Raw genomic sequence first — 25,929 nt, 5'->3', positions numbered from 1 at the left:
TCAGAGGGTGCAAAGGCGCGCGACGACGTGCAGCCGGTCCGCGTCCGTGGTGGTGCCGGGCAAGTCGCCTTGCTGCCAAGGGGGGTCGGTGCGCGGGCCCGGGCCGTCGTGGAGTTCGAGCACCTCGAAGCCGTGCGCGGCGAGGAAGTGCCGCAGCTCCTGCGGGAACAGCAGCCGCCAGGCGGAGCGCTGCTCGACGGGCGGGGATGTGTCGTTGGTGGTCCAGACGCGGGTACGGCGCAGGAGCTGGGCGGTCCGGTCCACCGTCAGCGTGGTGGTGGACCGGTAGGTCCTGCCCTGCCAGGTGAACTCGTTGACGGTGGAGCGGTCGAGCAGGTCGGTGCGGCCCAGGAAGTAGGCGCCGTTGCGCATCTCCGCGACGAGCAGGCCGTCCGGTGCGAGGGCTGTGCGGCAGGAGGCGAGGAAGCCGTCGAGCTGGTCGTTGGTGTGGCAGTACAGCGGGGAGCTGTCCAGGCAGACGACGGCGTCGAAGCGGCCGAGGTCGAAGCCGTGCAGGTCGGCCCGGACGTACCGGGGACCGGGATGGTGGGTGCGGGCGTGGGTGAGCATCGCCTCGGAGAGGTCGGCGCCGGTCACGGTCCGGCCGGCCGCGTGCAGGGCGGCGGCGTCGCGGCCGGTTCCGCAGCCCATGTCGAGTACGCGCGGCCCGGCTCCGTGGCGGCGCAGGCAGTCCTCCGTCCAGCGTGCGGCAAGGAGCTCGGTGTCGGGGAAACGGGCCTCGTACAGCGCGGGGTTGTCGGTGAGGAGGTTGCCGCTCGTCATGCTCTGCTCCTCTGCCCCGCCGGGGCGGGGACGTCCGGGGCCGGGCTCGCGGGCAGGGCGCCGAGCCGGTGCAGCCAGGCCACACCGAGCGCGGAGGCGAGGCCGAAGAGCGCGCAGCACACCCACGGCAGCCACGCGGCGCCCTGTTCACCGGTGTCCATCGCCCAGCCGACTACGGTGTTGCCGAGCGCCGCTGCGACGCCGGAGACGACGTAGAAGATCCCGAAGTACGTGCCGGTCAGCTCGGGGCGGCCGAAGCCGGGGATCAGCTCCATCACGAAGGGCTGGGCGACCATGACGCCGATGTACAGCAGCAGGGCGCCGGCCAGGACGGGCACGACACCCGGCAGGAAGGCCGACGGCAGGAAGGCCAGCCCCATCACCGTGAGCCCGAGGGCGATCCAGCGCCCTCTGCTGCCACGGGTTTTGAGGCTCCTCGTGATCCGCAGTTGCAGCGTCAGGTTGGCCACCGTGCCGACGAGGAAGACGATGCCCGCCGCCCCGTCCCAGCCGGTGGCTTCCCTCGCCCCGTCCGGCAGCAGCAGATAGAGCTGGTTCTCCAGGGTGAACATGCCGACCATGGCGAGCGCGAAGGCCAGGAACGCCCGGTTGCCGAGCACCTCCCGCCAGTCCCCGAGGACACCGCTTCCGCTGGGCTCCACCTTCCGCGCGGGCAGGACGAGGGCCTGCGCCACGGTGAGGACGGCGAAGATGGCGGCGGCGGTGAGCGCGGAGGTGCGGAAGTCGACGAGCAACAGGGCGCTGCCCAGCAGCGGGCCGATCAGGGCGCCGGTGGTGGCGAAGACGTTGAACAGGGCGAACGCCTCGGCCTTGTCCTCCCCCGCCTCCTGGGCGAGATAGGCGCGCACGGCCGGGTTGAACAGGGCCCCGGCGACTCCGCTGAGCACGGAGGCGGCGAGCAGCACCGCCAGCCCGTCGCCGAGCGCGAACAGCGCGAATCCGAGGGTGCGCAGGGCGCACCCGGCGATGATGACGCCGCGCGCGCCGAGCCGGTCGGAGGCGGAGCCGCCGATGATGAACAGGCCCTGCTGGCTGAGGTTGCGCACCCCGAGGACGATGCCGACGACCGCCGCCGACAGGCCCAGGTTCTCGGTGAGGTGGGTGGCGAGGTAGGGGATGAGCAGGTAGAAGCCGGTGTTGACGCCGAGCTGGTTGACCAGCAGGAGCCGCACGGCGAGGGGGAAGCGCTTCATCTCACGCCACGTCTTCAACGACAGCCACCTCCTCGACGCCCAGGCCGGGACGGTCGGCAGCGCGTACGACGCCGTCGGTGCCGCCGATCCCGGTCCACGGGTCGCGGGCGAGCAGCAGATGCCCGTCGAGGTCGGCCCAGCGGGCCCGGTCGGCCAGGTGGACGGCGGGGGCGAGGCCGAGGCTGCTGGCGGTGAGGCAGCCCAGCATCAGGGCGGTGCCGCTGCCCTCGACGGCCTCGGCGATGCGCAGGGCCGCGTGCACGCCGCCGCACTTGGCGAGCTTGACGTTGACGCCGTGGACCCGTCCGGCGAGGCGGCGGACGTCGTCCAGGCCGACGGCGTCCTCGTCGGCGATGACGGGCAGCGTTGCGCGTTCCGCGAGGGCGGCCAGGGCGTCCGGGTCGCCGGGGGCGACGGGCTGCTCGACGGCCTCCACGCCGAGGTCGGCGAAGCGCGGCAGCAGGGCGTCCGCCTGCGCCACGGACCAGGCGCCGTTGGGGTCCAGGAGCAGCCTTGCCCGGGGCGCGGCGTCGCGGATGACGCGGACGCGCTCGATGTCGTCCTCGGGGTCGGGGGCGCCCGCCTTGACCTTCAGGACCGCGAAGCCGCTCACGGTGAGCCGCCGGGCCTCGGCGGCCGCATGGCCGGGGTGGGTGATGCCGATGGTGCGGGCGGTGGCGACGACGGGCGGTGCGGCGGCTCCGAGCAAGCGGTGGACGGGGACGCCCGCCCGCTTGCCCGCCAGGTCGAGCAGCGCCGACTCGACGGCGGCGGTGACCGCGGGCGGCACGTCACCGAGAGGCGGCTCCCCCACCCGCAGGGCCTCCAGAGCACTCTCCGGATCGGGAAAGCGGCCCAGGTCCACGGCGGTGAGGGTCCGCAGCAGCGTCTCGGTGCCGAGTCCGTAGTACACGCTGGTGACGGCCTCGCCGTGACCGCGCAGTCCGTCGTGCTCGACGGTCAGCCACACGGCGTCGCGTGCGGCCATGGTGGAACGGGAGATGCGCAGCGGCTCGGCGAGTTCGAGGCGTACGGTGCGCAGGCTGGACTTCACGGGCTCTCTTCCTGGAGGGCGGGGGTGGTGAGCGGGTCGCTGACGCGGGTGCAGCGGGCCCAGCCGGCGGCCTCCGCCGCGTGCGGGTGCGGGATCTCGACGGGCCGGGTGGCCGCGGTGGCCGGGTCGAGGCCGTGGGCGGTGGTGAAGTCGTCGTCGTAGACCGTGCCGAGGTAGCGGTGCGGGCCGTCGGGGAAGACGGTGGCGACGACCGCCCCGGGGTGGACGCGGGCGGCCCAGGCGGCGACCCGGGCGGCGGCGCCGGTGCTCCAGCCGCCGCTGACGAAGGCGCCGCGCGCCAGCCGGCGGCAGCTGTCCACGGCCTCGGCGGGGCCGATCCAGTGGACCTCGTCGAAGGCGTCGTAGGCGACGTTGCGCGGGTGGATGCTGCTGCCCAGGCCGCGCATCAGCCGGGGCCGGGCGGGCTGGCCGAAGATGGTGGAGCCGGTGGCGTCGACGCCGATGAGGCGCAGGGCGGGCCAGTGCCGCCGCAGCGGGCCGATGATGCCGGCGCTGTGGCCGCCCGTGCCGACGCTGCACACCAGGATGTCGAGGTGGTCGAGCTGGACGGCGAGTTCGGCGGCCAGGGAGGCGTAGCCGGCGGTGTTGTCGGGATTGTTGTACTGGTCGGGCCAGTAGGCGCCGGGCAGTTCGGCGAGCAGTTCCCGCAGCCGGGCCAGGCGCGCGGCCTGCCAGCCTCCCTGCGGCTCCGGCCGGTCCACGACCTCCAGCCGCACTCCGTGGGCGCGCAGCAACTGCCGCATGGACGGCTCCAGTTCGCTGTCGCCGACCAGCACGATCGGATGGCCGAGGGCCTGTCCGGCGAAGGCGAGGCCGATGCCGAGGGTGCCGGAGGTGGACTCCACCACCGGGGCGCCGGGCAGCAGTTCGCCGCGGTCGCGGGCGCCCAGCAGCATGGACACGGCGGCGCGTGCCTTCATCCCGCCCGCCGCGAGCCCTTCGAGCTTGGCCCAGAAGCCGGGCTGCGAACCCGGCAGGTCCGCGGTGATGCGGGCCAGAGGGGTACGGCCGACCAGGGAGAGCAGTTCCCGTCGCGCGGCGGGCCGGAGCGCGGTGGCGGTCATCGCCCGCCTCCCGGACAGGAGCCGTCGTAGCGGTGCAGCACACCGGGGCCGCCGTCGAGCCAGAAGAACGGGTAGGGCTCCGCGCACACCGCGCTGACGCCGTGTCCGAGGAAGCGGGGCAGGACGGCGCTCCCGGTCTGGGCGAACATGACCAGCTGCTTGCCGTGCGCCAGTGCGTGGTGCCGCAGTGGTTCGAAGGTGCCGTTGCCCAGGGTCATGCCGGAGACGAGCAGCGCGTCACAGGGGCCGGCCGCGGCGAGCGCGTCGGTGACGACCGGCTCGCCCCACTCGGTCTCGCCGCCCTTGAGATCGCAGGGGACGTAGCGCAGACCGCGCGAACGCAGCGTCTCCAGCAGGGAGTTGACGACGCCCACCACGAGCACCGTGGCGCCGGGCGGCAGGTCGAGCAGGCCGACGACGGCCTGGGCACGGGCCCGGGACTTCTCCAGCGAGGACCCGGCGGGCAGCGGGAGGGTCCCGGCCCCCTGGGCGGGGGTGTGCGGCAGGACGTGCATCAGGTAGGCGTCGAGGGCCGCCACGCGCACCGGCGGCAGCGGGTGCTCCAGCAGTCGCGCCACGTCCGCGCCCACGCAGTCCTCGACGGCGCTGTCCGGCAGTGCCCCGGGCTCGACCGCGCAGGAGCCGACGGCCTCGGCCAGGCGCAGGCTGAGCACCTCGTTGCGGTAGCCGGTGCCGCGCCCGTCGTGCCGTACGGCCTGCCGGGTGGTGAAGGCGACGGCGATGCGCTGGGTGGCCGGGTCGGGTCCGAGGGCACCCGCGCGCACCCGGTCCACGAGGTCGTCGTACGACACTCCGGAGGTCGCGGTGGTCATCGGATCACCAGCCCGGCGCGCAGCCCGTCCAGCAGGCTCTCGACGCGCTCGCGGGCACCGGGCCCGTCGGCGTCACCGGCCATGACGTGTCCCAGGTACTCGTTGTTGCTGCCGGCCGCCTTCACTGCCTTGCCGGGCTCGGCGAGTTGCGCCTCCAGCACCCCGGGCAGGTCCCGGACGCCGCTGCCGTCCAGCGCTTCGAGGGTGCCCGAGGACTCCGGCACCAGGAAGCCGATCGCGGCGCTGCGCAGGCCGGTGTCGACGCGCCGCAGGTCGGGGGCGCGGCCCAGGGCGACGTCCACGAAGGCGGCGGCGAGGTCGATTCCGGTGACATGGCGTATGAGTTCGGTGATGCGGTTCCCGGCGGGCCGGGGGTTGACCTCGACCACGCGCGGACCGGCGGAGGTCAGCTTGATCTCCGTGTGCGCCACGACCCCGTCGGTCAGACCGAGGGCCTTGAGCGCGGCCAGTGCGGTCTGCTCGGCCGCCTCGGTCGCGCCGGGCGGCAGAGCCGCGGGGAACATGTGGCCGGTCTCGACGAAGGCGGGCGCGCCGCCGACGCTCTTGTCGGTCACGCCCACCACCTGGACCGCGCCCGCGTGCGACACCGTCTCGACGCTGACCTCGGGGCCGTCCAGCAGTTCCTCCAGCAGCACCACGGGCGTCCGCCGCTGTCCGCGTGCGTTGACCGGGAAGTCGGCCAGGGCCCGGCAGGCGGCGGCGAGTTGGGCCTCGTCGTCCACGCGGCGCACGTACATGCCCGCGCACAGGTCGACGGGCTTGACGACGAGCGGGTAGCCGATCTCCCGTGCGGCCCGCGCGATGTCGGCCCACTCCTCGCGCACGGCGAAGCGCGGTCCGGGCACCCCGGCGTCGTCGAGGACGCGGCGGGTGGCGTCCTTGCGGCAGGCGTTCTCCACGGCCTCGGGACCGGGGCCGGGCAGACCGAGGCGCCCCGCGATCCGGGCCACCGTCGGCAGGTAGTAGTCGCAGGAGGTGACGACCCCGTCGAAGCCGAGGACCCCGTGCAGCCGCTCGACCTCGGGCAGCAGCGCCTCGATGTCGTTGGTGTCGGCGGTGATGACGTGGCGGGCGCCGAGCAGCGGATGGGCCGTGCCCTCCGGCGCGGAGCGCAGGTAGTGGTGCAGGTCGCGGGTGAGGAACGTGAACGCGTGCCCGTTCTCCCGGATCGCCCGCGGCAGCAGTCTGCTCATGGACCCGACCCAGCTCTCGACCACCACCAGATGAGCCACAACTCCCCTTTCGTAACGGTGGGTTCAAGGTGTGAGGGCAGCCCGGCGGGCCCTCCGGGGGGAGGGTTCCGGGTGTTGCCGCCAGAGACGTTATCGATAATCATTTTCATTGTCATCTGATTGGGCGAAGATCTCTTGGAGACCCCCTTGACCCGTCCCGCACGCCACACCGCGCTCGTGTGCGCCCTCGCGGCTGCTACCGCCCTGCTCCCCGCCGCCCCCGTCCAGGCGGCCGAGCCGCCTTCCCCGCTCCGCTTCACGTCCTGCTCCGGCTCCGTCCCCCGGCCGGCCGCGCCGGAGCGCGTCGAGTGCGGGCGGCTCAGCGTGCCGCTCGACTGGCACCGCCCCTCGGGGCCGCGCATCGAGGTGGCGGTCTCCCGGGTCCGCGCCTCGGGCACGCCCGCCGAACGGCGCGGCATCCTGCTGGTCAACCCGGGCGGCCCGGGCGGCTCAGGGCTCCCCTACGCGGTCACCAAGCGGGCCAAGCTCCCCGAGAGCGTGCGGCGTGCGTACGACGTCGTCGGCTTCGACCCGCGCGGCGTCGGGCGGAGCACCCCCGTCACGTGCGGCCCGATGGGCGGCCTTTTCGACAGTCCGGGCAACGACCCGGTGCCCGCGGGAGCCCGGGCGGAACGCGCGTACCTGGCGTCCCTGCGCGCCCTGGCCGACGACTGCGCCACGCACGCGGGTCGCCTGCTGCCGTACCTGTCCACCGAGCAGACGGCGTACGACATGGAGGCGATACGCGCGGCCCTCGGCGAACCGCGGACGAGCTTCCTCGGCGTCTCCTACGGCAGCTACCTCGGCGCGGCCTACACCGCCCGCTTCCCGCACCGCGTCGGCCGGATGGTGCTCGACAGCGTGGTCGGCCCCGGGGACTGGTACGACTTCGACGTGCTCCAGAGCCGGGCCCTGCTGCGGCAGCGCGACACCTTCTTCGCCTGGACGGCCGCCCACGCCGGGCGCTTCGGCCTGGGCGGGACACCGGCCGCGGTGCGGGACTCGTATCTGCGCGTACGCCGGGAGCTCGCCGCGCGGCCGGTGGCGGGCTTCGGTCCGGCGGAGTTCGACCGCGCCGTGTACCGCGCCCTGGGCCGCACCGAACGCTGGGCGGGTCTCGCGGACGGGCTGCGCGGCCAGTTGACGGACGGCGACCCGGACGGCCTGCGCCCGGACGGCGCCTTCGACAGCGCCGACTCCCGCAATTACGAGGCGGCCAACCGCGTCGTCAAGTGCGCCGACGGGCCCGCTCCCAGCCCCCGCGACATCCTCGCGGACATCCGCAGCACCCGCCGCCTCGATCCGCAGCCGGTGCTGACGGGCATGGAGGCGAGCGCCTGCGCCTACTGGCACCACCGGCCCGGCCGCCGTACCCCGCTCGGCAGCCCGGACGCGCCCCCGGTCCTCCTCGTCGCCTCCGCGCACGACCCCGTCACGCCGATCGAGGGCGCCCGCCGCCTCCAGCCCCTGCTGCCCGGCTCACGCCTGGTCACCCTCGACGACGACTACTCCCACGGCGTGTTCGCCAGCCGCGGCGACGCGTGCGTGGACGACACCGTGGCGGCCTACCTGGTGCGCGGAGAAGTGCCGTCGGGGAACGTGCGCTGCGCGGGCCCGGGGCTGCCGACGGCCCGGTAGCGCCCGGGGCTCAGGTCTCCTTCCACACCAGCACGGTCAGCACCGCGCTCGCGACGGTGACCGGGACGGCGGCCTGGTTCAGCAGCCGCACCCGCATGCTCCGGCCCGACGGGAGCCTCTTCGTCAGGGGGACGACCGCGAAGGTGCCGCCGCCGGTACCGACGATCTCGTGGATCGGGTGGTCCACTCGATGCTGGTCCCCCTGGTACTCCGACATGCGCGCCTGGACGACCGCACCCGCCGGCAGCCCGTCGATGTGGAGGCTGACACTCCCGCTGAAGCGGGCCGGGCCACGGGCGAAGACGCTTCCGCCGGGAGCGTGGTCGCCGGTCTCGTCGGCCCACTCCGTGGTGAACTCGACCGAGTCCCAGGCACCGGGCGCGAGCCGATAGCCCCCGGTGACACCGAGGTTGACGTACTGAGGCATGGGGTCCTCTCCTTCCCACAGGCCCGCCGGGTGGGCCAGGGCGTCGGCGACGTCACGGCGGAAGTCGGCCATGTCGAATCCGCGCGGGTCGACCTTCCAGTCGCTCCACTCCAGGTGGCCGATGGCGCTCTTGGGGCCCCAGCCGTGCGCGCGGCAGATCGCGGCGGTGGCCTTGACGATGGCGATGTACTGGACACCCGGCCACGGGTCCTTGCCGTCGCCCTTGTTCTCGCACTCCCAGCCGTAGAAACGGGCGTTGCCGTCGACCGCGCCCGCCGAGCCGTCGTGCTCGTGCGTCGCGGGCGGGTACGTGCCGTACGACTCGCCGATGACGGCGTTGAGCACGTCACCGTCACCGCCGCCGGCGTGGTTGGCCCGGCCGTTGCCGGTCAGGTGGACGACGCCGTCCTTGGTGATGCATCCGGTGGCGAGCGGACCGGGCAGGGCGCTGTGGCCGTGGTAGATCAACCCGACGACGTCCGTGCCCGGCCCGGTGACGGTGTGGTGGATCATCACGCCGTGCACGGGGCCCCACGGCCCCTTGTGGTTGCGGTTGTTGGTGCGCCATCCGCCGACCTCGCGAACGGCGCAACCCTCCGCCTTCAGTGCGGCGACGAGCCGGGCGGCGGTGAGCGGAGTGGCCATGCGTGATCCTCCGTTTCGGCGCGCTCACGCCGGTCCGAAGACAGCGGTCGCGGTTGCGGAGCGTGCCTGGCGGCTCGTTGCGCCGAACCTGCCCTGGAACCTCGCCAGGCCCTCACCACCATTCTTCCGCCGCTTGCCTCATCGCTCACCTCGCCGTACACCCGCACACAAATTCGGCGGGATTACGACGCTGCCGTGCCAGGAAGGGCAGAGGCGCTGTCAGTGGCCCGGCATAGGGTCCGCTGCCATGAGCATCCCCGCCGTCGAGGAGTCCTGGGCCCGCGTCGACGCCTGGCTGGCCCGGCACGCTCCCCGCACCCACGCCGCCCTGCGCCCACCCGCACCACCGTCCGGCATCGAGGCCGCCGAGCGCAGGCTCGGTGTGCCGTTCCACCCGGATCTGGTGGCCTCGCTGCGGTGCCACGACGGGGTGGAACCCGACGAAGACGCAGTTCAGTTGTCGTACTACGGACCGCTGTGCGGTGTCGCGGACATCGTGCGGAACACGACCTTCCTCCAGAGCCTCGGGGCGGGCGAGGCCGGGCTGCCCCTCACCCTGGGCATCGGCCGGCGGCCCTCGGACGGCCTGTTCATCGCCTGCCGTCCCGGGGCCCGCTACGGACAGGTGGGCCGCCGCTTCGACGGGGACACGGCCTCCTTCACGCCCTGGCCCTCGCTGCGTCATGTGCTGGCCGGCCTCGCGGACGCGCTGGAGGACGGCCTCCCGTTCCTCGACCGCATCCCCCTCGCCGTGGCCGGAAGGCTGCTGTGGGAGGAGGAGCGGACCGTGCCCGCCGACGCGGTCTCCCCGCTGGCGCGGGCTGCCGCGCTCGCCGAGCCGGAGTCGGACCCGCCGGCCCTCCGGCGCCCGGTCCTCACGAACTTCGCCGGGAGCGCCCCGCCGCCACCCCCGCAGGAAGGGACGCAGAGACTCTTCTTCGTCCGCACCCACCGCGCGCGTCCCGCACCGCTCCCGGACCAGCCGGACGTCGCGTTCGCCGCCGGGCTGACCCCGGCAGAGATGCTGCGCCGGCTCGGCGCGATCCCCGCCACGGTACGGCCGCGCGACCGCCGGCAGGCCCGGCGGGCGGCTCGGTCCGCGTGGGCGGCGCACCGGCCCCTGGCCCGTGCGGGCGAGGCCGGCGGATGGGCGTACGCCACGCTGGAGGGCGGCGCCGCGCAGTTCGCCCGGCCGGAGGTGCTGCGCGCCCTGTCCGCCGGCACGCGCGCGGTGGTCCTGACCAGGCAGGGCCCCGAGGTCGTCCTCACCTTCGCCGAGGACGGCGTGCCGTGCCCGCAGGAGGACACCCGGCGCGTCACGTCGCCGCGGAAGAGCAACGCCGCCGGCGGCCCAGAGGCGCGGCGTCTCGGCGTGGACCTCTGGCCTGGCTCGACCTCCGCGTACACCCGCTTCCTTTCCGTACTGCGACAGGACTTCGGCATCGCCTACGCCCCGGACGAGGAGGGTCCGGCGGAGCTGACCAGTGCCCTGCTGCTGCCGCTCCTGGACGACCTCCCCGCGGCGGAGTGCGGATTCCCGGAGCGGGCAGGGCACTTGGACCTGGCCGGACTCGTGGAGCGCACGCCGCCGCAGCGCCTGCGCGCCGCCATCGGGGCCCAGCTGTCGCGCCTGGCATCGGAAACGCACCTCGACACCTACCCGGAGGTGACCGAGGCCCTGGACCGGATCCACCGCGGCCTGCCGGTCGATGTCGACCAGGACGGTCCCCTGGGCTTACGCATGCGCACCCTGGCCGCGGAGGTCCACGCCACCCGGGAGCTGCTGCGGGACGGCGACACCGGCTCCGTGTCCCACGAGGACCTCACCGCATGGACCGCACGCGACCGGGCGGCCCACGCACTGCGCGAGTTCCTCCTGCTCCCCCTCCCGGTCGCCGCGGCGACGATCCTCGAGCAGCGGTTCTCCCTCCACTGGCACGACGAACTCGCCGCCGACCTGGACACCCCCTAGTAGTGCTGTGCGGGAACGTGGGTGACGGGCGACAGCCTCCCCCGGGTGTGCAGGTGCCCCTCGCGGGGCAAGGCCGGTGGCGCCGCCGGCAGCGGGGAGGACAGTTCATAGCCGCACTTCCACGCGACGCGGCACGAGGCCGTGTTGTCCACCTGGTGCAGGAGCTATAGCCGGGTCAGGCCGCCGTCGGCGAAGGTGGTGAAGCCCAATCGGCGTTCACAGCTTCATCACCCCCTTGGCGACGAAGGCCAGATCGGCCATCGCGGACTCCTGGAGTGAGGTTCGGAAGAAGAACGGACGCATCGACGAAACCTCCTCCATGACCGGATCCGGCCCCCCGTTGACGGCTCCCATACGGCGACGGCGACGGCTTTGACGGAACTCATACGAGCCCGCCGTCGGCGCCGTGGGCCAGGACGATTTCCTGCGCGGCTCCCGGGCACTGCCGGGCATCATGCGGAGGTGCCCGATGCCACAGCCCGACCGTCTGCTGGTGGGCGGCGCCCCCTGTAACGCTTCTCGCGCCCGGGTCCAAGAACAAGTGAAGTGCCCTTACGGGACTCCGGTGCACCTCCGAGGAGGACCGGGGAGCCTCCGACGAGAAGGAGTCGTTTGTGGATGGCGCGGAACGGTTACGGAGTGGGCCCGCCGCGGCGGTACGTGACCCGCGGCTCTTCGAGGAGTTCTACCGGCGCCACGTGGACGCGGTCATGCGTTTCGTGGCCCGGCGCGTCGACGATCCGCACACCGCTGCCGACCTGACGGCGGAGATCTTCCTCGCCGTCCTCGACTCGGCCCACTCCTACCGGCCCCGCCTCGGCAGCGAGACGGCGTGGCTGTACGGCATCGCCCGCAACGTCGTGTCGTCGGAGCGCCGCCGGGTCGCCCGCGAAGCGGAACGCGATCGGCGTTTCTCCGGGCGGCGGTTGCTGGAGGCCGACGACATCGCCCGTATCGAGGACAGACTCGACGCGGAGAGCCCGGGGCGGCGCGCCCTTGCCGCGCTGGCGAGCCTTCCCGAGGGCGAGCGGGCCGTCATGGAGCTCATCGCGGTCGACCAGCTCACGGTCACGGAGGCGGCGGCCGCGCTGGGCCTCCGCCAGGTCACGGCCCGGGTCCGGCTGCACCGGGCGCGCAAGGCGCTGCGGGAGGAGGCGGACGTCAGGGCACCGGAGGCCGATCCCGCGGCACCACGGGCAAGGCCCACGAGTCCCCCGGGAGCGGGGCCCCAGGACCCGTCGCTGCTGCACGTCACAAGGGGAGGTGCCCGAGCATGAGGGCGACGACATTCGAGGACCGTCTTCTCGACGAGCTGAAGAGGGAGATCCGGCTGCGTGAAAGCGCCGGGACCGGGCCGGGTGACGTCAGGACGGGCGAGCGCCAAGCGAAGGTTTCCTTCGGCCGATTCCTCGCTCCGCTCGCTTCTCTGGCTCGTCTGGCTCCCCGACGGATCGCGGTCGTCGCGGCGGTTTGCGCGGCGGCCTGGCTCGCCGCGGTCGTCGTGCCCGGTGCGCCGTCCCAGTCGAAGGCGTACGCGGTGGCGCCGGTCGGAGAGGGCAGCGTCAGGCTCACGGTGATGGAGCCGAACATCGGCGTCCCCGCCCAGCGTGCTCTCGCCGAGAAGGTGCGTCCGTGGGGCATCGAGGTGACCATTGACCTGCTCCCCTCCGGCTACGTCTGTGAGCGCAGCAAGGTCTCCCCGGTGACCGACATACATGGCCGCCCCCTGATCGTCGACGGCCGCCCCCTGATCCCCGTGAAGGCCGGCTGGGACGTCACACTGCGCCGGGGCAACGTGCTGGCCTTCGAGAACACCCGGGGCGACTCCCGGCCCCGCGCGGTCGAGTTGTACGCGACCGAACGCGAGGCCGAACCCTGCGTTCCGATGAAGGTCTCCGTGCCTGACGTCCGAAGCGGCCGGCGTCGGTGACGTCGCGATTACCCGCTCCGGCCGTGCCGGACGGTCCGTCACGGCTGGGCTGGCTGGACGCGTTGCGCGGCATCGCGGCACTCGTCGTGGTGTTCGACCACTCGTCGTACACCTTCATGCCGGACTTCCGGCGGGAGCTGATGCCGGAGTTCAACACCAGCCGCTACGGCATCATGGTGTTTTTCCTGGTGAGCGGCTACATCGTGCCCGCGTCGCTGGAGCGCCGGGGATGCGTCCGGGCGTTCTGGATCGGACGGTTCCTCCGTGTGTACCCCCTGTGGGCGGCTGTCGTCGCGGCGGCCCTCGTCGCCGGCGTCCTGGGCATCGCGGAGATGCCCGACTTCGGCCGGCAGAGCGCCGTGACGGTGGCTGTCGCCCACGTGACCATGCTCCAGGAGTTGCTGGGGACACCCAATCTCCTGCTCGTCCTGTGGACCCTCTCGTACGAGATGGCCTTCTACCTGCTGGTCGTCGCGCTTTTCACGGTCCGCCTGCACCAGCGGTCGGCGGCGGTCGCCGTCACCCTGGCCGTGGCCGCCGCCGTGAGCGTGGCGGCAGGGGTGGTGCTGCCGGTCTCCGCCCTCTCGGACATGGTCGGCACCGGCCTGCTGGTCGCCGTCACCTCGGTCGCCATGGCGGTCGCCATCTGCTGTGCGAGTGCCACGTCACCCGTGCTGCGGGTGTTCGGGGGCGTGCTGGGCGGTGTGACGGCACTCGTCCTGATCCCCTTCAACGGCACGGTCCCCCTTTGGGAGGGCCTGGTGATCCTCGCCGTGATGTTCCTCGGCACCGCCGTCCACCGGGCCGAGCACGGCCGGAGCACCTGGCGGCGCGCGGCCCGCGCAGGTGCCGTGGTGGTCGCCTGCGCCGTGGGCAGCGCGTACTGGCACGGTGACGTCTCCCACTTCACGCGACGCGGCTGGATCACGGCGTTCCTGCTGGCCGTGCTCACCTTCGGAGCCGGACTGGCGTGCCGCCGCCGGCACATCCCGAGCACGCTGACCGGGCTGGGAACGCTCAGCTACTCGGTCTACCTGCTCCATCCGCTCCTGCTGGCCGTGTTCGACCACACGATCGGCCGCCGGCGACAGGACCATCCCGTCCTCGAAGCGGCTTTCCTCGCCCTGCTCCTGCCCTTGTGTCTGCTGACCCACCGTTGTATCGAAGCGCCGAGCCAGGCCTGGGGCCGCAAGCTCGCACACCGTCCCGGCATCGCCGGAACACCACTCGTTCGCGTGGATCGCTCGGCCGTTCAGCCCAAGGAAGCCCCACTTCGGGCGGCTGTGCCGCATCAGCGGGACTAGCTTTCCGCCGAGTTGGACACGCACTGCCGATCGAGGGGCTCATGGCGACACATACCGAACCGGTTGCTCCGGTACCGGCGGCGGAACGCCGCGGCCCGGGCCAGGTGATCGTCTCCTGGCTGACGACGACGGACCACAAGAAGATCGGGCACCTGTACCTGATCACGTCGTTCGTCTTCTTCCTGATCGCCGGGGCGCTGGCGATGGCCATCCGGGCCGAGCTGGCCCGGCCGGGGATCCAGTGGCTGTCCAACGAGCAGTACAACCAGGCGTTCACCATGCACGGCACGATCATGCTGCTGCTGTTCGCGACGCCGACGTTCGCCGGGTTCGCCAACGCGGTGATGCCGTTGCAGATCGGCTCCCCGGACGTGGCCTTCCCGCGACTGAACATGCTCTCGTACTGGCTGTTCCTCTTCGGCGGCCTGATCGTGCTCGGCAGCCTGCTCACCCCGCAGGGCGCCGCCGACTTCGGCTGGACGGCCTACACCCCGCTCAGCGGCGGGGAACGCACTCCCCAGGTCGGCGGGGACCTGTGGATCATGGGCCTGGCCCTGTCCGGGTTCGGCACCATCCTCGGCTCCGTCAACTTCATCACCACGATCATCTGTATGCGCGCACCCGGCATGACCATGTTCCGGATGCCGATCTTCACCTGGAACGTGCTGCTCACCTCGGTGCTGGTGCTGCTGGCGTTCCCGGTGCTGGCCGCCGCGCTGCTGGTGCTGGAGGCCGACCGCCGCTTCGGGGCGCAGGTGTTCAACGCGGAGAACGGCGGCGCGGTCCTCTGGCAGCACCTGTTCTGGTTCTTCGGCCACCCCGAGGTGTACATCCTGGCCCTGCCGTTCTTCGGCGTGATCACCGAGATCATCCCCGTCTTCGCGCGTAAGCCGATCTTCGGTTACACGGGGCTGATCGGCGCCACGCTGGCCATCGCCGGGCTGTCCGTGACGGTGTGGGCGCACCATATGTTCGCCACCGGCGCGGTGCTGCTGCCGTTCTTCTCCTTCATGACGTATCTGATCGCCGTGCCGACGGGGGTGAAGTTCTTCAACTGGATCGGCACGATGTGGAAGGGCTCGTTGTCCTTCGAGCCGCCGATGCTGTGGGCGGCCGGGTTCCTGGTCACATTCCTCTTCGGCGGTCTGACCGGCGTCATCCTCGGCTCGCCGCCCCTGGACTGGCACGTGACCGACTCCTACTTCGTGGTCGCGCACTTCCACTACGTGCTCTTCGGCACGATCGTGTTCGCGATGTTCGGCGGCTTCAGCTTCTGGTGGCCGAAGATGACCGGCACGATGCTGGACGAACGCCTCGAGAAGATCCACTTCTGGACGCTGTTCACCGGCTTCCACACCACGTTCCTGGTGCAGCACTGGCTGGGCGCCGAGGGCATGCCCCGCCGGTACGCCGACTATCTCGCCGCGGACGGCTTCACCTGGCTGAACACCATCTCGTCGATCGGCGCGTTCCTGCTGGGCCTGTCCACGCTGCCGTTCCTGTACAACGTGTGGAAGACCGCCCAGGAGGGCAAGCGGGTCGAGGTCGACGACCCCTGGGGATACGGGCGTTCGCTGGAGTGGGCGACCTCGTGTCCGCCCCCGCGGCACAACTTCGTCACCCTGCCGCGCATCCGCTCCGAATCCCCCGCCTTCGACCTGCACCATCCCGACGTGGCCCAGCTGGACGAGGCGGAGAACACCGGCAGACGCGATGTCGTCGAGCCCGGCGGGCACAAGGGCGAACGGCCGTGAGACCCGGCGGACACGAGGCTCCGTACGGCGATGTGCGGCACGCGCTGGCCGACGAGGCCGAGGGCTACCTCCTCGCCCACGCCCATCGCGACCAGGCACGACGCGAAGCCGAGGACCTCTGCGCGCGCATGCCGTGGCTGACCACGGCCCAAACCGAGGAACTCATCGGCCACTACGTCCGCCGGCGCCTCGACGTCACCCGTGAGCTGCTGCACAGCACGGTCCGGCGGGCCGAGGAACTGCGCCAGGAGTACGAGAGCCGCTACGCCGCCCTCCGGCACACCCTGCTCCGCCGCCACGCCGCCTGCGCCTGCGCCGTCCTGGCCGGCGCGGGCGGGGTGAGCGCCCTGACGGTCCTGCTCACCCGCTGACCAGTTCGTGTTCCGGTTCCGACCGCGGCGCCGGCACGGTCTTCTGCTCCCACTGACCGGTGGTCCGTACGTAGCCGTAGATCACCGAGGCCATCGCCAGGACGAGCAGCGGCCCGAACAGCCACGGACGTTCGGCCATCTCCATCGGCAGATAGCGATAGGACGCCAAGAGCGCGGCGAAGACGGCCACTCCGTAGGTGACCAGCTGGACTCCCGACCGGTCCCAGCCGCGTTCGAGCGAGCGCAGGGCGGCCTCGATCGTGAGCGTGAACACCACGCCGGCCACGAGGTCCACGCCGTAGTGGTAGCCGAAGCCCAGCGTCGCGGTGAGCGTGGCGATCAGCCAGAACGTGCCCGCGTACCGCAGCACGCGTGGGGCCCTGCGGGAATGGATGAAGATGGCGGTGGCCCAGGCCGTGTGCAGACTGGGCATGCAGTTGCGGGGGGTGATCTCGTCGAACGGTATCTCGTGCGGAGCAGCGCTGATCGGCGGCGGCAGGTCCGGCCACAGGTTGGCCACCGCCCAGTGCCCGCCGTCGGCGCCGTAGGCGAAGATCGGGCCGACGACCGGGAAGATCATGTAGATGCCGGGCCCGAGGACGCCGATGACCAGGAAGGTGCGCACCAGGTGATGGCGCGGGAAGCGGCGCTCGGCCGCCACGTGACGGAGCTGGTACAGCGCGACGACGACCGCGGCCACCGCCAGTTGGGCGTAGACGTAGTCGAGGGCGCGGGCAGCGACCGGGCCGGCGGCCGTGACGATCCGGCCCACCAGCCACGACGGGTTGCCCAGCGCGTGGTCGGCGACCGCCAGGTACGGGTCGAGCACCGTCGGGCGGGTCTTCGAGGTGATGAGCAGCCAGGTGTCACCGGTCTTGCGGCCGGCCAGCAGCAGCAGACCCAGCCCGACACCCTTCAGCAGCAGGACACGTTCCTGGCCGGTGCGGCGCGTGACGGCGATGACCGCGCAGCCCAGAATCACCCACAACGCGCCGTTGCCGAACGGATGGCCGTCGGCCGGATAGGCGCCGACCGCCCACCGCACCACCAGGAAGACGGCGTCGATGCCGAGCGCGGCGCCGAGCGCGACGTACCGTTGCCGCCGGGTGAGCACCACCATCGTCAGCGCCATGCAGGCGTACAGCAGGAAGCCCGACTTGGGGGCGACGATCACCTCTTGCACCTGGCAGGTGATCGGCCCGGGCAGCCCGTAGCGGCGCGCGGCGATCTCCAGCGCGACGAGGAAGCCGAGGGTCACCAGAGCTGCCGTGGCCCACAGCATCGTGCGCGGTCGAGGCCATGCGGCGAGCGGCATTCGGCGTCTTATTCGCGAGAAAATCCGCGTTGTTATAGGTATCAATTGTTTTAGTCGATTTGTTTGGTTTTCATGAGTGTGATCGTCACGCGATCGAACATGCTATCGGAGTGGTGCGCCTGGAGCCCCGTCCAGCAGAAGACCGATCGCAGCCGCAGCGTGCGGCGGCCAGTTGGAAAATCCGGACGTCCGGCTTGCGGATGCCGACGTCACCGGAGACGCAACACGCGTCCACCCGCGCGCCCAGCCCGGACCGCTCGGTCTTCGCCAGCTGGTTGTCCGCCGCGTCCGCTCCGGAGCATGCGCAGCACAGCCCGTTCGACGGGTCCATGCGTGGCCGGGATGCCGTACGCGCCCTCGTCGCCGAGGTGGGGCAGCGCGGCGGCGACCGTCACGCCCTCCTCGTACAGCTCGATCACCCGCGGGTTGATGTAGGAAGCCCGGCAGACCGCGGGCGTGTTGCCGAGGTACCCGGCCACTTCGCGTGTGGCCCGGGCGATGGCACGGCGCCGGGCGGTCTCACTGCGCGCCACGGGTTGGGAGACGGCCAGTGCCACAGCGGCCATGACGGTGGCGTGCCAGGTGCGGAAGTCCTTGGCGGTGATCTCCAGGCCGGCGAGTTCCCTGAGGTACGCGTTGACGTCGTCACCGCTCACGTCGTGCCAGGCACGCCGCTCCCAGTAGGCCAGGAGCCGGTCACCGCCGCCCCGGCGCCGCAGCAACGCGGTGAGGCTGCGGCAGGCGGCGGGGTCCGCGACGGTCTGGATGATCTCCCGGCCGTGCTTGCCGGTGTAGCTGAACAGGACGGCACCCGCGTGGCAGCGGGAGTGCTCGCGCAGCAGCGTGGTGAGGCCGTAGCTGCTGTTCTGTTCGGTGTACCGGTCGCTGCCGATACGGAAGAAACCCAGGTCGAGCAGACGTACGGCGGTGGCCAGGACCCGCTGCCGGGTCAGCCCCCGGTCGCCCAGATGCCCCTCGACGGCCTCACGCACCGCGGGCAGCGCCTCGGCGACGTCGAGCACGTGCTCGTGCTTGGCCTGCTCCTGTTCGGCACGGAACTGCGGGTGGTACAGGTACTGGCGGCGCCCGGCGGTGTCGGTACCGACGGCCTGCAGATGGCCGTTGGGCCGGGCGCAGATCCACACGTCCCTCCATGCGGGCGGTATGACCAGCCCCCGGATCCGGGCCAGCGCCTCGGAATCGCGGAGTGGCTCCCCGCGGGCGTCCAGGTAGCGGAAGCCGCGTCCGTGGCGCAGGCGGCGGTAACCGGGGTCAGTGGGACGGCTGTGGTGAAGACGCATCCCGACCTCCTCGGACGGACTCGACCGTGCCGGGACCGCCGGCTCGTCCCCTCCGGTGCCTTCCAGTACCCAGCCGGTCGTGTGCTTTTCCTCGGATGCCGGCACTACTCGGATGCCGGCACTACACGGATGCCCACCCGCATCGCCCGCACGCCGGGCAAGCCACCTGGTCGTCGGGCAGGCCGGCTTGTCAGCTACGTCAGTCCAGCTGGTCAGTCCCGCTTTCCGCGCCCGGTGAGCATGTCGCGCAGGCGGTCGACCATGCCGGTGCCGGGCGCGAGGAGTTTGTTGGCGGGTGGGGTGTCCGGCGCGGAGGGGTGCGGGCGGGTGGGCGCGTGCTCCTTGGCCGAGCGGACCTCCTCACCGAGCTTCGTCAGGGCATCGGCGGAACAGACGTCGGCCAGCATCGGGAAGAGCCGGTTCTCCTCGTCGCTGACATGGGCGGCGACGGCGTTCTTCAGCCGCAGGATCAGCGTGTCGAAACGCCCGTCGCCGGGCCGGCAGTCCTCGAGTTCCTTGAGCATGCGCTCGACTTCGCTGTGGTCGGCGATCTCCTTGTCGGCGAGATCGTCTCCCCCGTCGACGTACCGTCGCACCGCCGGGTACAGATACTCCTCCTCGGCCACCGAGTGCCGGATCAGCTCCATCGTGAGCCGGTCCGCCAGTTCACGTCGCCGCTCGTCGGCCCCGGGCAGTGCTTCGATCTGCGCGAAGAGGTCGTCCACCTCGCGGTGATCCGTGGTCAGTTCCTGGATGACGTTTCCGCCGTGTCCCATGGGTTCTCCACTCCTTGTCGTTCTGAGGCCGGGGGCGCGGCCGGCGCCGTCCAGCCCTCCGCCGGCTCGCCACCCAGCAGGGATACCTGCCACCCCCGAACCGGCGACCTCATGCGGGTCCGCCACTTCACTCCGGTGGCGGACAGCATCCGGCCGCTACCGCGGAGGAGTTCCCCTTGTGCCGGTGACCGTGCGCGTTCCCCGTCGGTCGGACGAGCAGCGCGAGGATCGGCCCTCTTCGCCGACCTGCCCTTCGGCGTCGTCTCGCCCACCGCGAGGCCGCCCGGCACCTGCCCACCACGCTTGCGCCCCGGTGCCGCGCCCCATGACCGGGACGGAACTCCAGGGGCGGACCCCGCTTATGGCGGCCTCCCGTGGGCACACGTGTGATGCCCGAAAGGGCAGCGAACGGAAGGAGTTGTCGTGTCGTTCCTCTGGGCGATCATCGCCGGACTCATCATCGGCCTGCTGGCCAAGCTCGTCATTCCCGGACGTCAGCCGATTCCCCTGTGGCTGACGGTCATCATGGGCATCCTCGGGGCCGTCGCCGGCAACGCGCTCGCCACCGCTTTCGGTGTGCGCGACACCGGTGGTATCGACTGGATCCGCCACATCTTCCAGATCGGCATCGCAGCCGTCCTCATCGCGTTCGTCACCCCGATGTGGGCCCGACGGCGCGCATGACGGTTCACCCACCTCACCGGACGACGTGCCAGGCGTGCGAGCAGTGACCTGGATCCTCTGGGGCCGCTTCGGGTCCTGGCGACTGCGGGCCCCAGGGATCCGGGCGGCGTCAAGGCACTATGCGAGCGGTCTTCGGCCCGAGCCGCATGCCGGAGCCACGAACGGGCCCCGAAGCCGCACTCCTCGGGGGCCGGCGGTACTCGGCCGCCGGCCCCTCCTGGAGCTCCATCGGCAGAACGCCCCGCGCGGGTGACCGCCTCTCACGCCACCTCCGCGAAGACCTCCGTCCACTGCCCGCCGTGTCCCGCACGGCCCGCCCAGGACGCCGTACTGCGCAGGGCCGGCATGAGCGCCGCCGGGGTCGTCTCGTCGCGCATCAGCGCGTACAGCTCCAGGGAGATGTCGCCGAGGCCCTGGGCCGCCACCTCCACCAACTGCCTGGCGAAGAAGATGTCCTTCCGGGCGAAGCCGAGGATCGTGTCGGTCAGACGCTCACGGTCCTCGAGGCTTACGACCCGCAGGTAGAACCGCCAGTCGTCGGCCAGGCGCTCCCGCCAGTTGCCCTTGCGGGAAGCGTGCACCCCGTTGGTGAAGTCGAGGACACGGTCCAGGAGTGCGCGGGCCGCGTCGCGGTGGCCCGCGGCGGCGAGGCGGCAGCACAGGTGAGGCAGGTGCTCGAAGCGGCGGCGCCATGCGGGCAGGGCAATTTCTCCGTCGCCCTCCGGGAGGTACACGGGGAGATCCGCGAAGACCAGCTCCTCCAGTGGCGCGAGGACTTCCTCCACCGGGCGTGACTCGATGTCGTCGAAGTGGGCGTGCAGGGCGATCCTCAGCAGATACGCCTCATTGGCCGCCAGCATGAACTGGCGACCGTGGTGATCGTACGGTGGACCGGCCGTCTCCCTCGCCTCCCTGCCCCGGTCCTCCACCGCTCGCAGGACGGGGTCCAGCCGGGCCAGGGCGTCCTGCTCGCGCCACAACCCCGCCTGCTGGTGCAGCTGTTCGCCGACGCCTTTCAGGACCGTCTTCTGGACCTCCCCGTTACGTGTGGCCGTCAGCCACGCGAAAGTCTCGTCGACGGTCACCGGGAGGAGGCCGCCCTGGGTGGCCGCCAACATCTCCAGTCTCAGCCCGACGGCCTTGAGGCCGGCGGGTGACTCCTGGAGGGTCTTGCCGATCGCGATCAGCGTCGCCCGGTGGCCGGGATCCTCCAGGACGCAGGTCAGCATGTCGGGGCCGAGCAGGGCGAGCCGCTTGAGGCCGGTCAGGTCGCCGCTGCGTACAGCGTCCTCGTGGAGCGGACCGAGGAGGCGGTCGGGGTGGTCCGCGGCACGGCGGCCGAGGGCCTCCCGCAGCCGTACCGCGTAGCCGTCGGTGGCGGGCGGGGCGGTGGTCACGTGGAGGGCGAGGGCCCGCTCGGCGACGGGGTGCCGGCCCGCCGCGGCCGCCACCGTGAGGGAGTGCGGCCACGGGTCGCTCAGCCAGCGCCGGAGGCTGGACTCGGACAAACGGTCCGGGTCACGCGGCTGCCACAGGCAGGCGGCGATGGTCTCGGCAGGCAGGGGCACCTTGTCCCTGTCGAGGGCCTTGGCGATCACACCCGTCGTGCCTTGTTCGACGTCCAGTGTCTCCGTGGGCCTCAGATGCCGCCGGCACCAGTCGCGGGCTGCGGCGACGCCCCGCCGAGACGACTCCTGGGACAGCAGGGGCGCCAGCAGGTACTTGGCGATGTGCTCGGCCGACTCGGGTGAGCCGGCGGCGCCGGCGAGGAGTTTCAGGAAGCGCTGGACCGGTCGGGAGGGCCGAGTGGCGAGCACCTCGGCCAGGGCTCGCAGGCGCAGGGCGGCGGACGGGCCGGGGGAACCGGCCGACAGGTCCTCCACCACACGTCCGACAGCCTCCTCGATCTCCGGAACGGTGGCCGTCCGCAACCCGGCCGCCCAGGCGGGGGCCGCGACCGGGAGGAGTTTGTCGAGGCTCGCCTGCCACGCCTTCTCCTGTAGTCCGTCGAGGAGTTCGGGCAGTTTCGCGATGTGTTCGCCGTACCGGGTGAGGTCCTCGGCGGCGAGGTGGGACAGCGCCGCCAGGGTGTGCAGCAGGACCGGCTTGTTGCGAAAGGCGACCGCCGCGTCCAGCAGCTTGGTGAGAGCGGTCGCGCACTTCTCCGGGGCCGCCGTGTGGAGACCCAGCAGGAGAAGGGTCAGATCCCGGCCGAGCGGAAGGCAGTCGAGCAGTTCCCGCTCCTCGAAGCCGAGCAGGCGCAGGGCGGAGAGGAAGGTCGTGACCTCGTCGGGCTGCTGGTACGCGAGATGGGTGACGGCGATCAGGACCCGGCGTCGGTCCTGGCGGTCCTCGCGGTCCCAGATGGCGCGCAGGGTGCGCGGCCAGGCAGCCGGGGCCGGCTTGCTCGTGCCGGTGAGCACCGTCATGTAGGACGTGGTCTGCCAGGGATCGGCGTACCGCAGCGCCTCGACGGCCGTGCGCACCGCGTCCTCCGGCGGGTGGCGCAGGCCGGCGTGAATACGCAGCGCCGTGAGGCGGGTGGCCGCGTGGTCGTGCCGCATGAGCTTGTCCAGTGCGCGATACCAGCCGGCCACGCCCTCACGGTCCGCGATGTGAAAGGCGTGCCGGGCGGCCTCGGCGAGGAGGAGGTCGTCCGGGTGATGGGTGACGCGGTCGGCCGTCGCGACGAGCCCGCGCTCGGCGAACCGCAGGGCCTGTCCGGCCGCGTGCTCGGCGAACGCCTGGTGGTGGAAGGCGATGCGACCGCCCTCGACCTTGCGCAGCACACCCCGGCGCAACAGCACGGACACCGCCCGGTCGGCACGTCGCCGCCCGAGGGCCGTACGGGCGACGAGAGCGGTCACCGCGTCAGCGTGCCGCAGTTCCGGTTTGCCCTCGCGAAGCATGGCCAGGCCCAGTAACCGTACTTCCTCCGACAGGTTCCACCCGGCCTCCTCGTCCGTCGGCTCGTCGCCGAACACGGCGTGGCGGATGTCCTCGGTCACCCGAGCCGCCCAGTACTCCCGGAAGAGGTCGGTGACGTCGAGGTCCCTGTCGCGTGGCCCGGCCGGGGCGTAGACGTCGAACAGCATGCGCAGGGACAGGGGGTGCCGGATCAGTTGTCCGAGCGGCAGTCCTCGGGCGGCCGCGTACACGAGCGTGGAACGCATCCGCTGCGCCAGCGGCTCCGCGGGACCCGGTCCGTGATGTCCGCCCCCCTCGCGTGGGCTCGGCAGGCCGGGGCCGCGGCAGAAGACCCGCAGGTAAGCCTCCACGGCACGGTCGAGTTCGGAGTCCGGCTCCCATGGGGCGCCGACGTGCTGCACGGCGCTCGCGGCGGTGCGGCCGTCGTCGTAGCCCTCGAGGTGCTCCTTGATCAGCAGTGCCTCGATGCCCGCCGGCTCGCGCTCCTCCAGTCTGCGTGCCTCCACCGACCGGCACGCGAGGGCCACGGCCACGCCCAGCGCGCGGGCGCGCCGGACCAGAGCCACCAGCTGATCCCGTCCTTCGTCCGTGTCGTCGTGGAGCAGCAGATCCGCGGTGTCCAGCAACAGAGCGACGCGGCCGGCCCCCTGCTGTGCCCGCACGGCGGACTGCTTTGCCTCAAGGGCTGCCACGAGCTCCCTGAACTTCAGATCCGCCGGGTGGTCCGGAGTGCCGAGCAGGGCGGCCGCCGAGACGGCCACGACCGTCCACCCCGCTGCGCGCAGTTCCTCCCGAACACCCCACAGGACGCAGCTCTTGCCGGTGCCCGGCTCGCCGAGCACGGCGTTGCCCTGCGAGCCGCGGTTGAGCAACTGGTTCCTCAGGCCCTTGACGAGCACCCTCTGCGCCTTGCGTGTGACGTACACGTCACGCAGGTGGACGCCGGCCCGATCGGGTCGTCCAGCAGCGGTACGACGGCCTCCCAGGCGCGCACGGTCCGCCGGTCGGCCAGGTCGACCTTGCGGAGGGCCACGCGGATGTCGTCCTCGTCGGACGGGACGGAAGGGGCCGGGGGCCGGGCAGGCCGGGCAGGCATCCCGGTGAGCCGGGCGTTGAGCGTGCCGGTGCGGGGCGGGGAGAGGCGGGCGGGCACCCGAGCGGACCGCCGGTGCGCCTTCTCCTCCAGATCCGCGGCTTCGAGCCTCCTGCTCAGCTCGTCCTCGTCCGCGTACGGCGCATCACAGGTGGCCGGGTCGCAGCCGACCCGGGCGCGCACGACGGCGAACCATTCGAGGTTCCACGACTCGCCCTTGCGCCATGCCGTCATGGCGGACGCGCCGACGCCGACCCACTTCCCGACCGTCTCGTTCAGCGGCTGAAATCCGGTATCGGGATCGCCGTGCTCCGCCGTCCAGTGCGCCAGGGCCCGCCACAACCACGCGGTCTGCGGACGCGTACCGCGGTCGTAACAGTCCGCCACAGACGTCCAGTCGAGTCGACGACCGCGTCCCGGTGGCAGCGGCCGCGCGTTCACCGATTTCTTCACCACTTCCCCCGGCTCACCGCGCTGAAGAATTCCCCACATCCTGCCAGGTCGTGACGGTCTGCGAGCGTCCGTTGCGCGGATGCGGGAGTGCGGAGCGCGAGAAGAAATCAGCCTGCGAGGCCTGCTTGGGGGGCTGGTCGCCGACCGGCCTCCGCGCAGGGCGAGTTGAGCCCGAGGCGGGGCAAGACCTCATACGGCCAGGGAGCCGACATGTCACTCGACACGCTGCACGAACTGCTGAGCCTCGCACAGGACACCCTGCCGGCCCTGCCCGGTCCGACCGGCCCGGTGACCGCCTCGCTCATGCTGGCGCGGACCACCGTACGGCAGCTGTCGCTGATCTGGCTCACGCGTGGGGCCACCCCGCAGGAGCGGGCGCTGATCCTGGCCGCGTTGCACGGCTCGCCGCGGCCGACCTGGCGAGCCCGCTGCCGGCACCTGGTACGGCGTATGTCGCGCCGCCGGTGAGTGGGACGCGGGCTTCCCGGACGGTCTACCGCGCGTGGGGCGCGGCGGCCGTCCGGAGGGTCCCTGGGGAGGGCACGTGGTGTCGGTGACCTCGACGGTGACCGCGGTGCGGGCATGGCGCGTGCCGACTTGGCCCCGAGTGGGCCGCAGGGCGCACGAGCTACCGGCAATCGCCCCGACCATCGTCCGTCCGAGGGACCGTGGACCTTTTCCGAGGCGCTCAAGATACGTCCTGGCGGAAGAGGCCCCACTATGGGTCTCAAGCAGGAAGCCCGCCCTCCCGAACCGGCTTGGCGGCAGGATCGGCGGGGCGAGCACTGAGTACCAGGAGGTACCGCTATGAGTGTGGCTCCAACTCGCTCCGTACTGCCAATCGCTCGCCCGAAGGGCTGGGCGACCCTGCTCATCGTCATCGTGATCGTCTATACCCCGGCGGCACAGATCCAGGACATCCTGACCAGTCTGATCGCCCTGTCAGGAGTGCTCGTCTCGGGCTCGGCAGTGAGGGCCGTATCAGCGCGACAGCCGCAGACGACCGCGTAAGAACGGACCAGGCTCGATCGGGCCGCGAGGGGCGGCCACCGCCCGGGAAGCCGGGAGAAGGCCAAGCGTGCACCTTGCGTGCCCGATCGAGCAGCGGCCGGCGTT

General features: G+C 72.1%; 22 protein-coding genes and 1 pseudogene. 10 read left to right on the top strand and 13 right to left on the bottom strand.

The annotated features are described in order from the left end of the window. From ABFX81_RS00910 to ABFX81_RS00885, 6 genes are read right to left on the bottom strand one after another with little or no spacing between them, the layout of a single operon-like run. Window positions 1-783, bottom strand: coding sequence for a methyltransferase domain-containing protein (locus ABFX81_RS00910; protein ID WP_086847705.1), 783 nt, complete (start codon window positions 781-783; stop codon window positions 1-3). After that, on the bottom strand, window positions 780-2,015 hold the full coding sequence (locus ABFX81_RS00905; RefSeq protein ID WP_086847703.1) for an MFS transporter: 1,236 nt from the start codon (window positions 2,013-2,015) through the stop codon (window positions 780-782). Before ABFX81_RS00905 ends, ABFX81_RS00910 begins: the two co-directional genes overlap by 4 nt. Then, window positions 1,999-3,051, bottom strand: coding sequence for an enolase C-terminal domain-like protein (locus ABFX81_RS00900; RefSeq protein WP_086847701.1), 1,053 nt, complete (start codon window positions 3,049-3,051; stop codon window positions 1,999-2,001). The genes ABFX81_RS00905 and ABFX81_RS00900 overlap by 17 nt, the downstream gene beginning before the upstream one ends. Continuing rightward, complete coding sequence (locus ABFX81_RS00895; RefSeq protein ID WP_086847699.1) at window positions 3,048-4,136, bottom strand: pyridoxal-phosphate dependent enzyme; 1,089 nt, start codon at window positions 4,134-4,136, stop codon at window positions 3,048-3,050. The genes ABFX81_RS00900 and ABFX81_RS00895 overlap by 4 nt, the downstream gene beginning before the upstream one ends. Then, complete coding sequence (locus ABFX81_RS00890; RefSeq protein ID WP_086847697.1) at window positions 4,133-4,969, bottom strand: Rossmann-like domain-containing protein; 837 nt, start codon at window positions 4,967-4,969, stop codon at window positions 4,133-4,135. Before ABFX81_RS00890 ends, ABFX81_RS00895 begins: the two co-directional genes overlap by 4 nt. Beyond that, window positions 4,966-6,222, bottom strand: a complete 1,257-nt coding sequence (locus tag ABFX81_RS00885; RefSeq protein WP_346137485.1) for an ATP-grasp domain-containing protein — start codon at window positions 6,220-6,222, stop codon at window positions 4,966-4,968. Before ABFX81_RS00885 ends, ABFX81_RS00890 begins: the two co-directional genes overlap by 4 nt. Window positions 6,223-6,369: 147 nt before the next feature. On the opposite strand from ABFX81_RS00885, the gene ABFX81_RS00880 reads away from it, so the two are divergent. Continuing rightward, window positions 6,370-7,860, top strand: coding sequence for an alpha/beta fold hydrolase (locus ABFX81_RS00880; protein ID WP_086847695.1), 1,491 nt, complete (start codon window positions 6,370-6,372; stop codon window positions 7,858-7,860). A 10-nt stretch (window positions 7,861-7,870) separates the two neighbouring features. On the opposite strand, the gene ABFX81_RS00875 is transcribed toward ABFX81_RS00880, so the two are convergent. Continuing rightward, entirely contained in the window at window positions 7,871-8,932 is a 1,062-nt protein-coding gene (locus ABFX81_RS00875) for an N-acetylmuramoyl-L-alanine amidase (RefSeq protein ID WP_086847693.1), read from the bottom strand. Between the two features lie 247 nt (window positions 8,933-9,179). On the opposite strand from ABFX81_RS00875, the gene ABFX81_RS00870 reads away from it, so the two are divergent. Beyond that, window positions 9,180-10,904 (top strand): SMI1/KNR4 family protein, encoded by a 1,725-nt coding sequence (locus ABFX81_RS00870; RefSeq protein WP_086847691.1) that lies wholly within the window; start codon window positions 9,180-9,182, stop codon window positions 10,902-10,904. Here the strand turns inward: ABFX81_RS00870 and ABFX81_RS00865 are convergent. Continuing rightward, window positions 10,901-11,107 (bottom strand): annotated as a pseudogene (locus ABFX81_RS00865) (GNAT family N-acetyltransferase); the annotation flags it as partial. The gene ABFX81_RS00870 and the pseudogene ABFX81_RS00865 overlap by 4 nt on opposite strands. Before the next feature lie 411 nt (window positions 11,108-11,518). Here ABFX81_RS00865 and ABFX81_RS00860 point away from each other — a divergent pair. The 5 genes from ABFX81_RS00860 to ABFX81_RS00840 are packed head-to-tail and all read left to right on the top strand — an operon-like array spanning window position 11,519 to window position 16,263. Beyond that, entirely contained in the window at window positions 11,519-12,181 is a 663-nt protein-coding gene (locus ABFX81_RS00860) for a sigma-70 family RNA polymerase sigma factor (RefSeq protein WP_086847688.1), read from the top strand. Continuing rightward, on the top strand, window positions 12,178-12,834 hold the full coding sequence (locus ABFX81_RS00855; protein ID WP_086847686.1) for a hypothetical protein: 657 nt from the start codon (window positions 12,178-12,180) through the stop codon (window positions 12,832-12,834). Before ABFX81_RS00860 ends, ABFX81_RS00855 begins: the two co-directional genes overlap by 4 nt. A 23-nt stretch (window positions 12,835-12,857) precedes the next feature. Continuing rightward, window positions 12,858-14,138, top strand: coding sequence for an acyltransferase family protein (locus tag ABFX81_RS00850; RefSeq protein WP_346137484.1), 1,281 nt, complete (start codon window positions 12,858-12,860; stop codon window positions 14,136-14,138). Window positions 14,139-14,179: 41 nt separating this feature from the next. Beyond that, window positions 14,180-15,892, top strand: coding sequence for an aa3-type cytochrome oxidase subunit I (gene ctaD / locus ABFX81_RS00845; RefSeq protein ID WP_346137483.1), 1,713 nt, complete (start codon window positions 14,180-14,182; stop codon window positions 15,890-15,892). Next, entirely contained in the window at window positions 15,889-16,263 is a 375-nt protein-coding gene (locus ABFX81_RS00840; protein WP_346137482.1) for a hypothetical protein, read from the top strand. Before ctaD ends, ABFX81_RS00840 begins: the two co-directional genes overlap by 4 nt. On the opposite strand, the gene ABFX81_RS00835 is transcribed toward ABFX81_RS00840, so the two are convergent. The 3 genes from ABFX81_RS00835 to ABFX81_RS00825 all read right to left on the bottom strand — a co-directional run bounded on the left by ABFX81_RS00835 (window position 16,253) and on the right by ABFX81_RS00825 (window position 19,655). Continuing rightward, entirely contained in the window at window positions 16,253-17,578 is a 1,326-nt protein-coding gene (locus ABFX81_RS00835) for a phosphatase PAP2 family protein (protein WP_428837129.1), read from the bottom strand. The genes ABFX81_RS00840 and ABFX81_RS00835 overlap by 11 nt on opposite strands. Before the next feature lie 209 nt (window positions 17,579-17,787). Beyond that, entirely contained in the window at window positions 17,788-18,879 is a 1,092-nt protein-coding gene (locus tag ABFX81_RS00830; protein WP_346137481.1) for a DNA topoisomerase IB, read from the bottom strand. 212 nt (window positions 18,880-19,091) lie between these two features. After that, window positions 19,092-19,655, bottom strand: a complete 564-nt coding sequence (locus ABFX81_RS00825; protein WP_346137480.1) for a hemerythrin domain-containing protein — start codon at window positions 19,653-19,655, stop codon at window positions 19,092-19,094. Between the two features lie 423 nt (window positions 19,656-20,078). Between ABFX81_RS00825 and ABFX81_RS00820 the strand changes: the two genes are divergently transcribed. Further along, complete coding sequence (locus ABFX81_RS00820) at window positions 20,079-20,339, top strand: GlsB/YeaQ/YmgE family stress response membrane protein (RefSeq protein WP_086843141.1); 261 nt, start codon at window positions 20,079-20,081, stop codon at window positions 20,337-20,339. Between the two features lie 260 nt (window positions 20,340-20,599). Here ABFX81_RS00820 and ABFX81_RS00815 read toward each other — a convergent pair whose 3' ends face one another. Both ABFX81_RS00815 and ABFX81_RS00810 read right to left on the bottom strand, forming a co-directional pair. Then, a complete protein-coding gene (locus tag ABFX81_RS00815; RefSeq protein WP_086843143.1) occupies window positions 20,600-24,193 on the bottom strand; it encodes an NACHT domain-containing protein in 3,594 nt (1,197 codons plus the stop codon). Next, complete coding sequence (locus ABFX81_RS00810; RefSeq protein WP_346137479.1) at window positions 24,148-24,747, bottom strand: hypothetical protein; 600 nt, start codon at window positions 24,745-24,747, stop codon at window positions 24,148-24,150. The genes ABFX81_RS00815 and ABFX81_RS00810 overlap by 46 nt, the downstream gene beginning before the upstream one ends. A 276-nt stretch (window positions 24,748-25,023) precedes the next feature. On the opposite strand from ABFX81_RS00810, the gene ABFX81_RS00805 reads away from it, so the two are divergent. Then, window positions 25,024-25,281 (top strand): hypothetical protein, encoded by a 258-nt coding sequence (locus tag ABFX81_RS00805; RefSeq protein ID WP_346137478.1) that lies wholly within the window; start codon window positions 25,024-25,026, stop codon window positions 25,279-25,281. 339 nt (window positions 25,282-25,620) lie between these two features. Then, window positions 25,621-25,824 carry a hypothetical protein gene (locus ABFX81_RS00800; RefSeq protein WP_346137477.1) on the top strand — a complete coding sequence of 68 codons (204 nt, stop codon included), beginning with the start codon at window positions 25,621-25,623 and terminating at the stop codon, window positions 25,822-25,824. Window positions 25,825-25,929: the final 105 nt, after the last annotated feature.

It is taken from the genome of Streptomyces coeruleofuscus, assembly GCF_039532725.1.
GTDB classification, from domain to species: domain Bacteria; phylum Actinomycetota; class Actinomycetes; order Streptomycetales; family Streptomycetaceae; genus Streptomyces; species Streptomyces coeruleofuscus.
Note: the sequence above shows the minus strand (reverse complement) of the source record. Positions and strands in the feature narration are given on the sequence as shown.

Excerpts from the sequence above, each read along its gene's own strand:
- ABFX81_RS00910 (WP_086847705.1), bottom strand. The coding sequence starts at position 783 with ATGACGAGCGGCAACCTCCTCACCGACAACCCCGCGCTGTACGAGGCC.
- ABFX81_RS00895 (WP_086847699.1), bottom strand. The coding sequence starts at position 4,136 with ATGACCGCCACCGCGCTCCGGCCCGCCGCGCGACGGGAACTGCTCTCC.
- ABFX81_RS00890 (WP_086847697.1), bottom strand. The coding sequence starts at position 4,969 with ATGACCACCGCGACCTCCGGAGTGTCGTACGACGACCTCGTGGACCGG.
- ABFX81_RS00875 (WP_086847693.1), bottom strand. The coding sequence starts at position 8,932 with ATGGCCACTCCGCTCACCGCCGCCCGGCTCGTCGCCGCACTGAAGGCG.
- ABFX81_RS00870 (WP_086847691.1), top strand. The coding sequence starts at position 9,180 with ATGAGCATCCCCGCCGTCGAGGAGTCCTGGGCCCGCGTCGACGCCTGG.
- ABFX81_RS00855 (WP_086847686.1), top strand. The coding sequence starts at position 12,178 with ATGAGGGCGACGACATTCGAGGACCGTCTTCTCGACGAGCTGAAGAGG.
- ctaD (WP_346137483.1), top strand. The coding sequence starts at position 14,180 with ATGGCGACACATACCGAACCGGTTGCTCCGGTACCGGCGGCGGAACGC.
- ABFX81_RS00835 (WP_428837129.1), bottom strand. The coding sequence starts at position 17,578 with ATGCCGCTCGCCGCATGGCCTCGACCGCGCACGATGCTGTGGGCCACG.
- ABFX81_RS00830 (WP_346137481.1), bottom strand. The coding sequence starts at position 18,879 with ATGCGTCTTCACCACAGCCGTCCCACTGACCCCGGTTACCGCCGCCTG.
- ABFX81_RS00825 (WP_346137480.1), bottom strand. The coding sequence starts at position 19,655 with ATGGGACACGGCGGAAACGTCATCCAGGAACTGACCACGGATCACCGC.
- ABFX81_RS00805 (WP_346137478.1), top strand. The coding sequence starts at position 25,024 with ATGTCACTCGACACGCTGCACGAACTGCTGAGCCTCGCACAGGACACC.
- ABFX81_RS00800 (WP_346137477.1), top strand. The coding sequence starts at position 25,621 with ATGAGTGTGGCTCCAACTCGCTCCGTACTGCCAATCGCTCGCCCGAAG.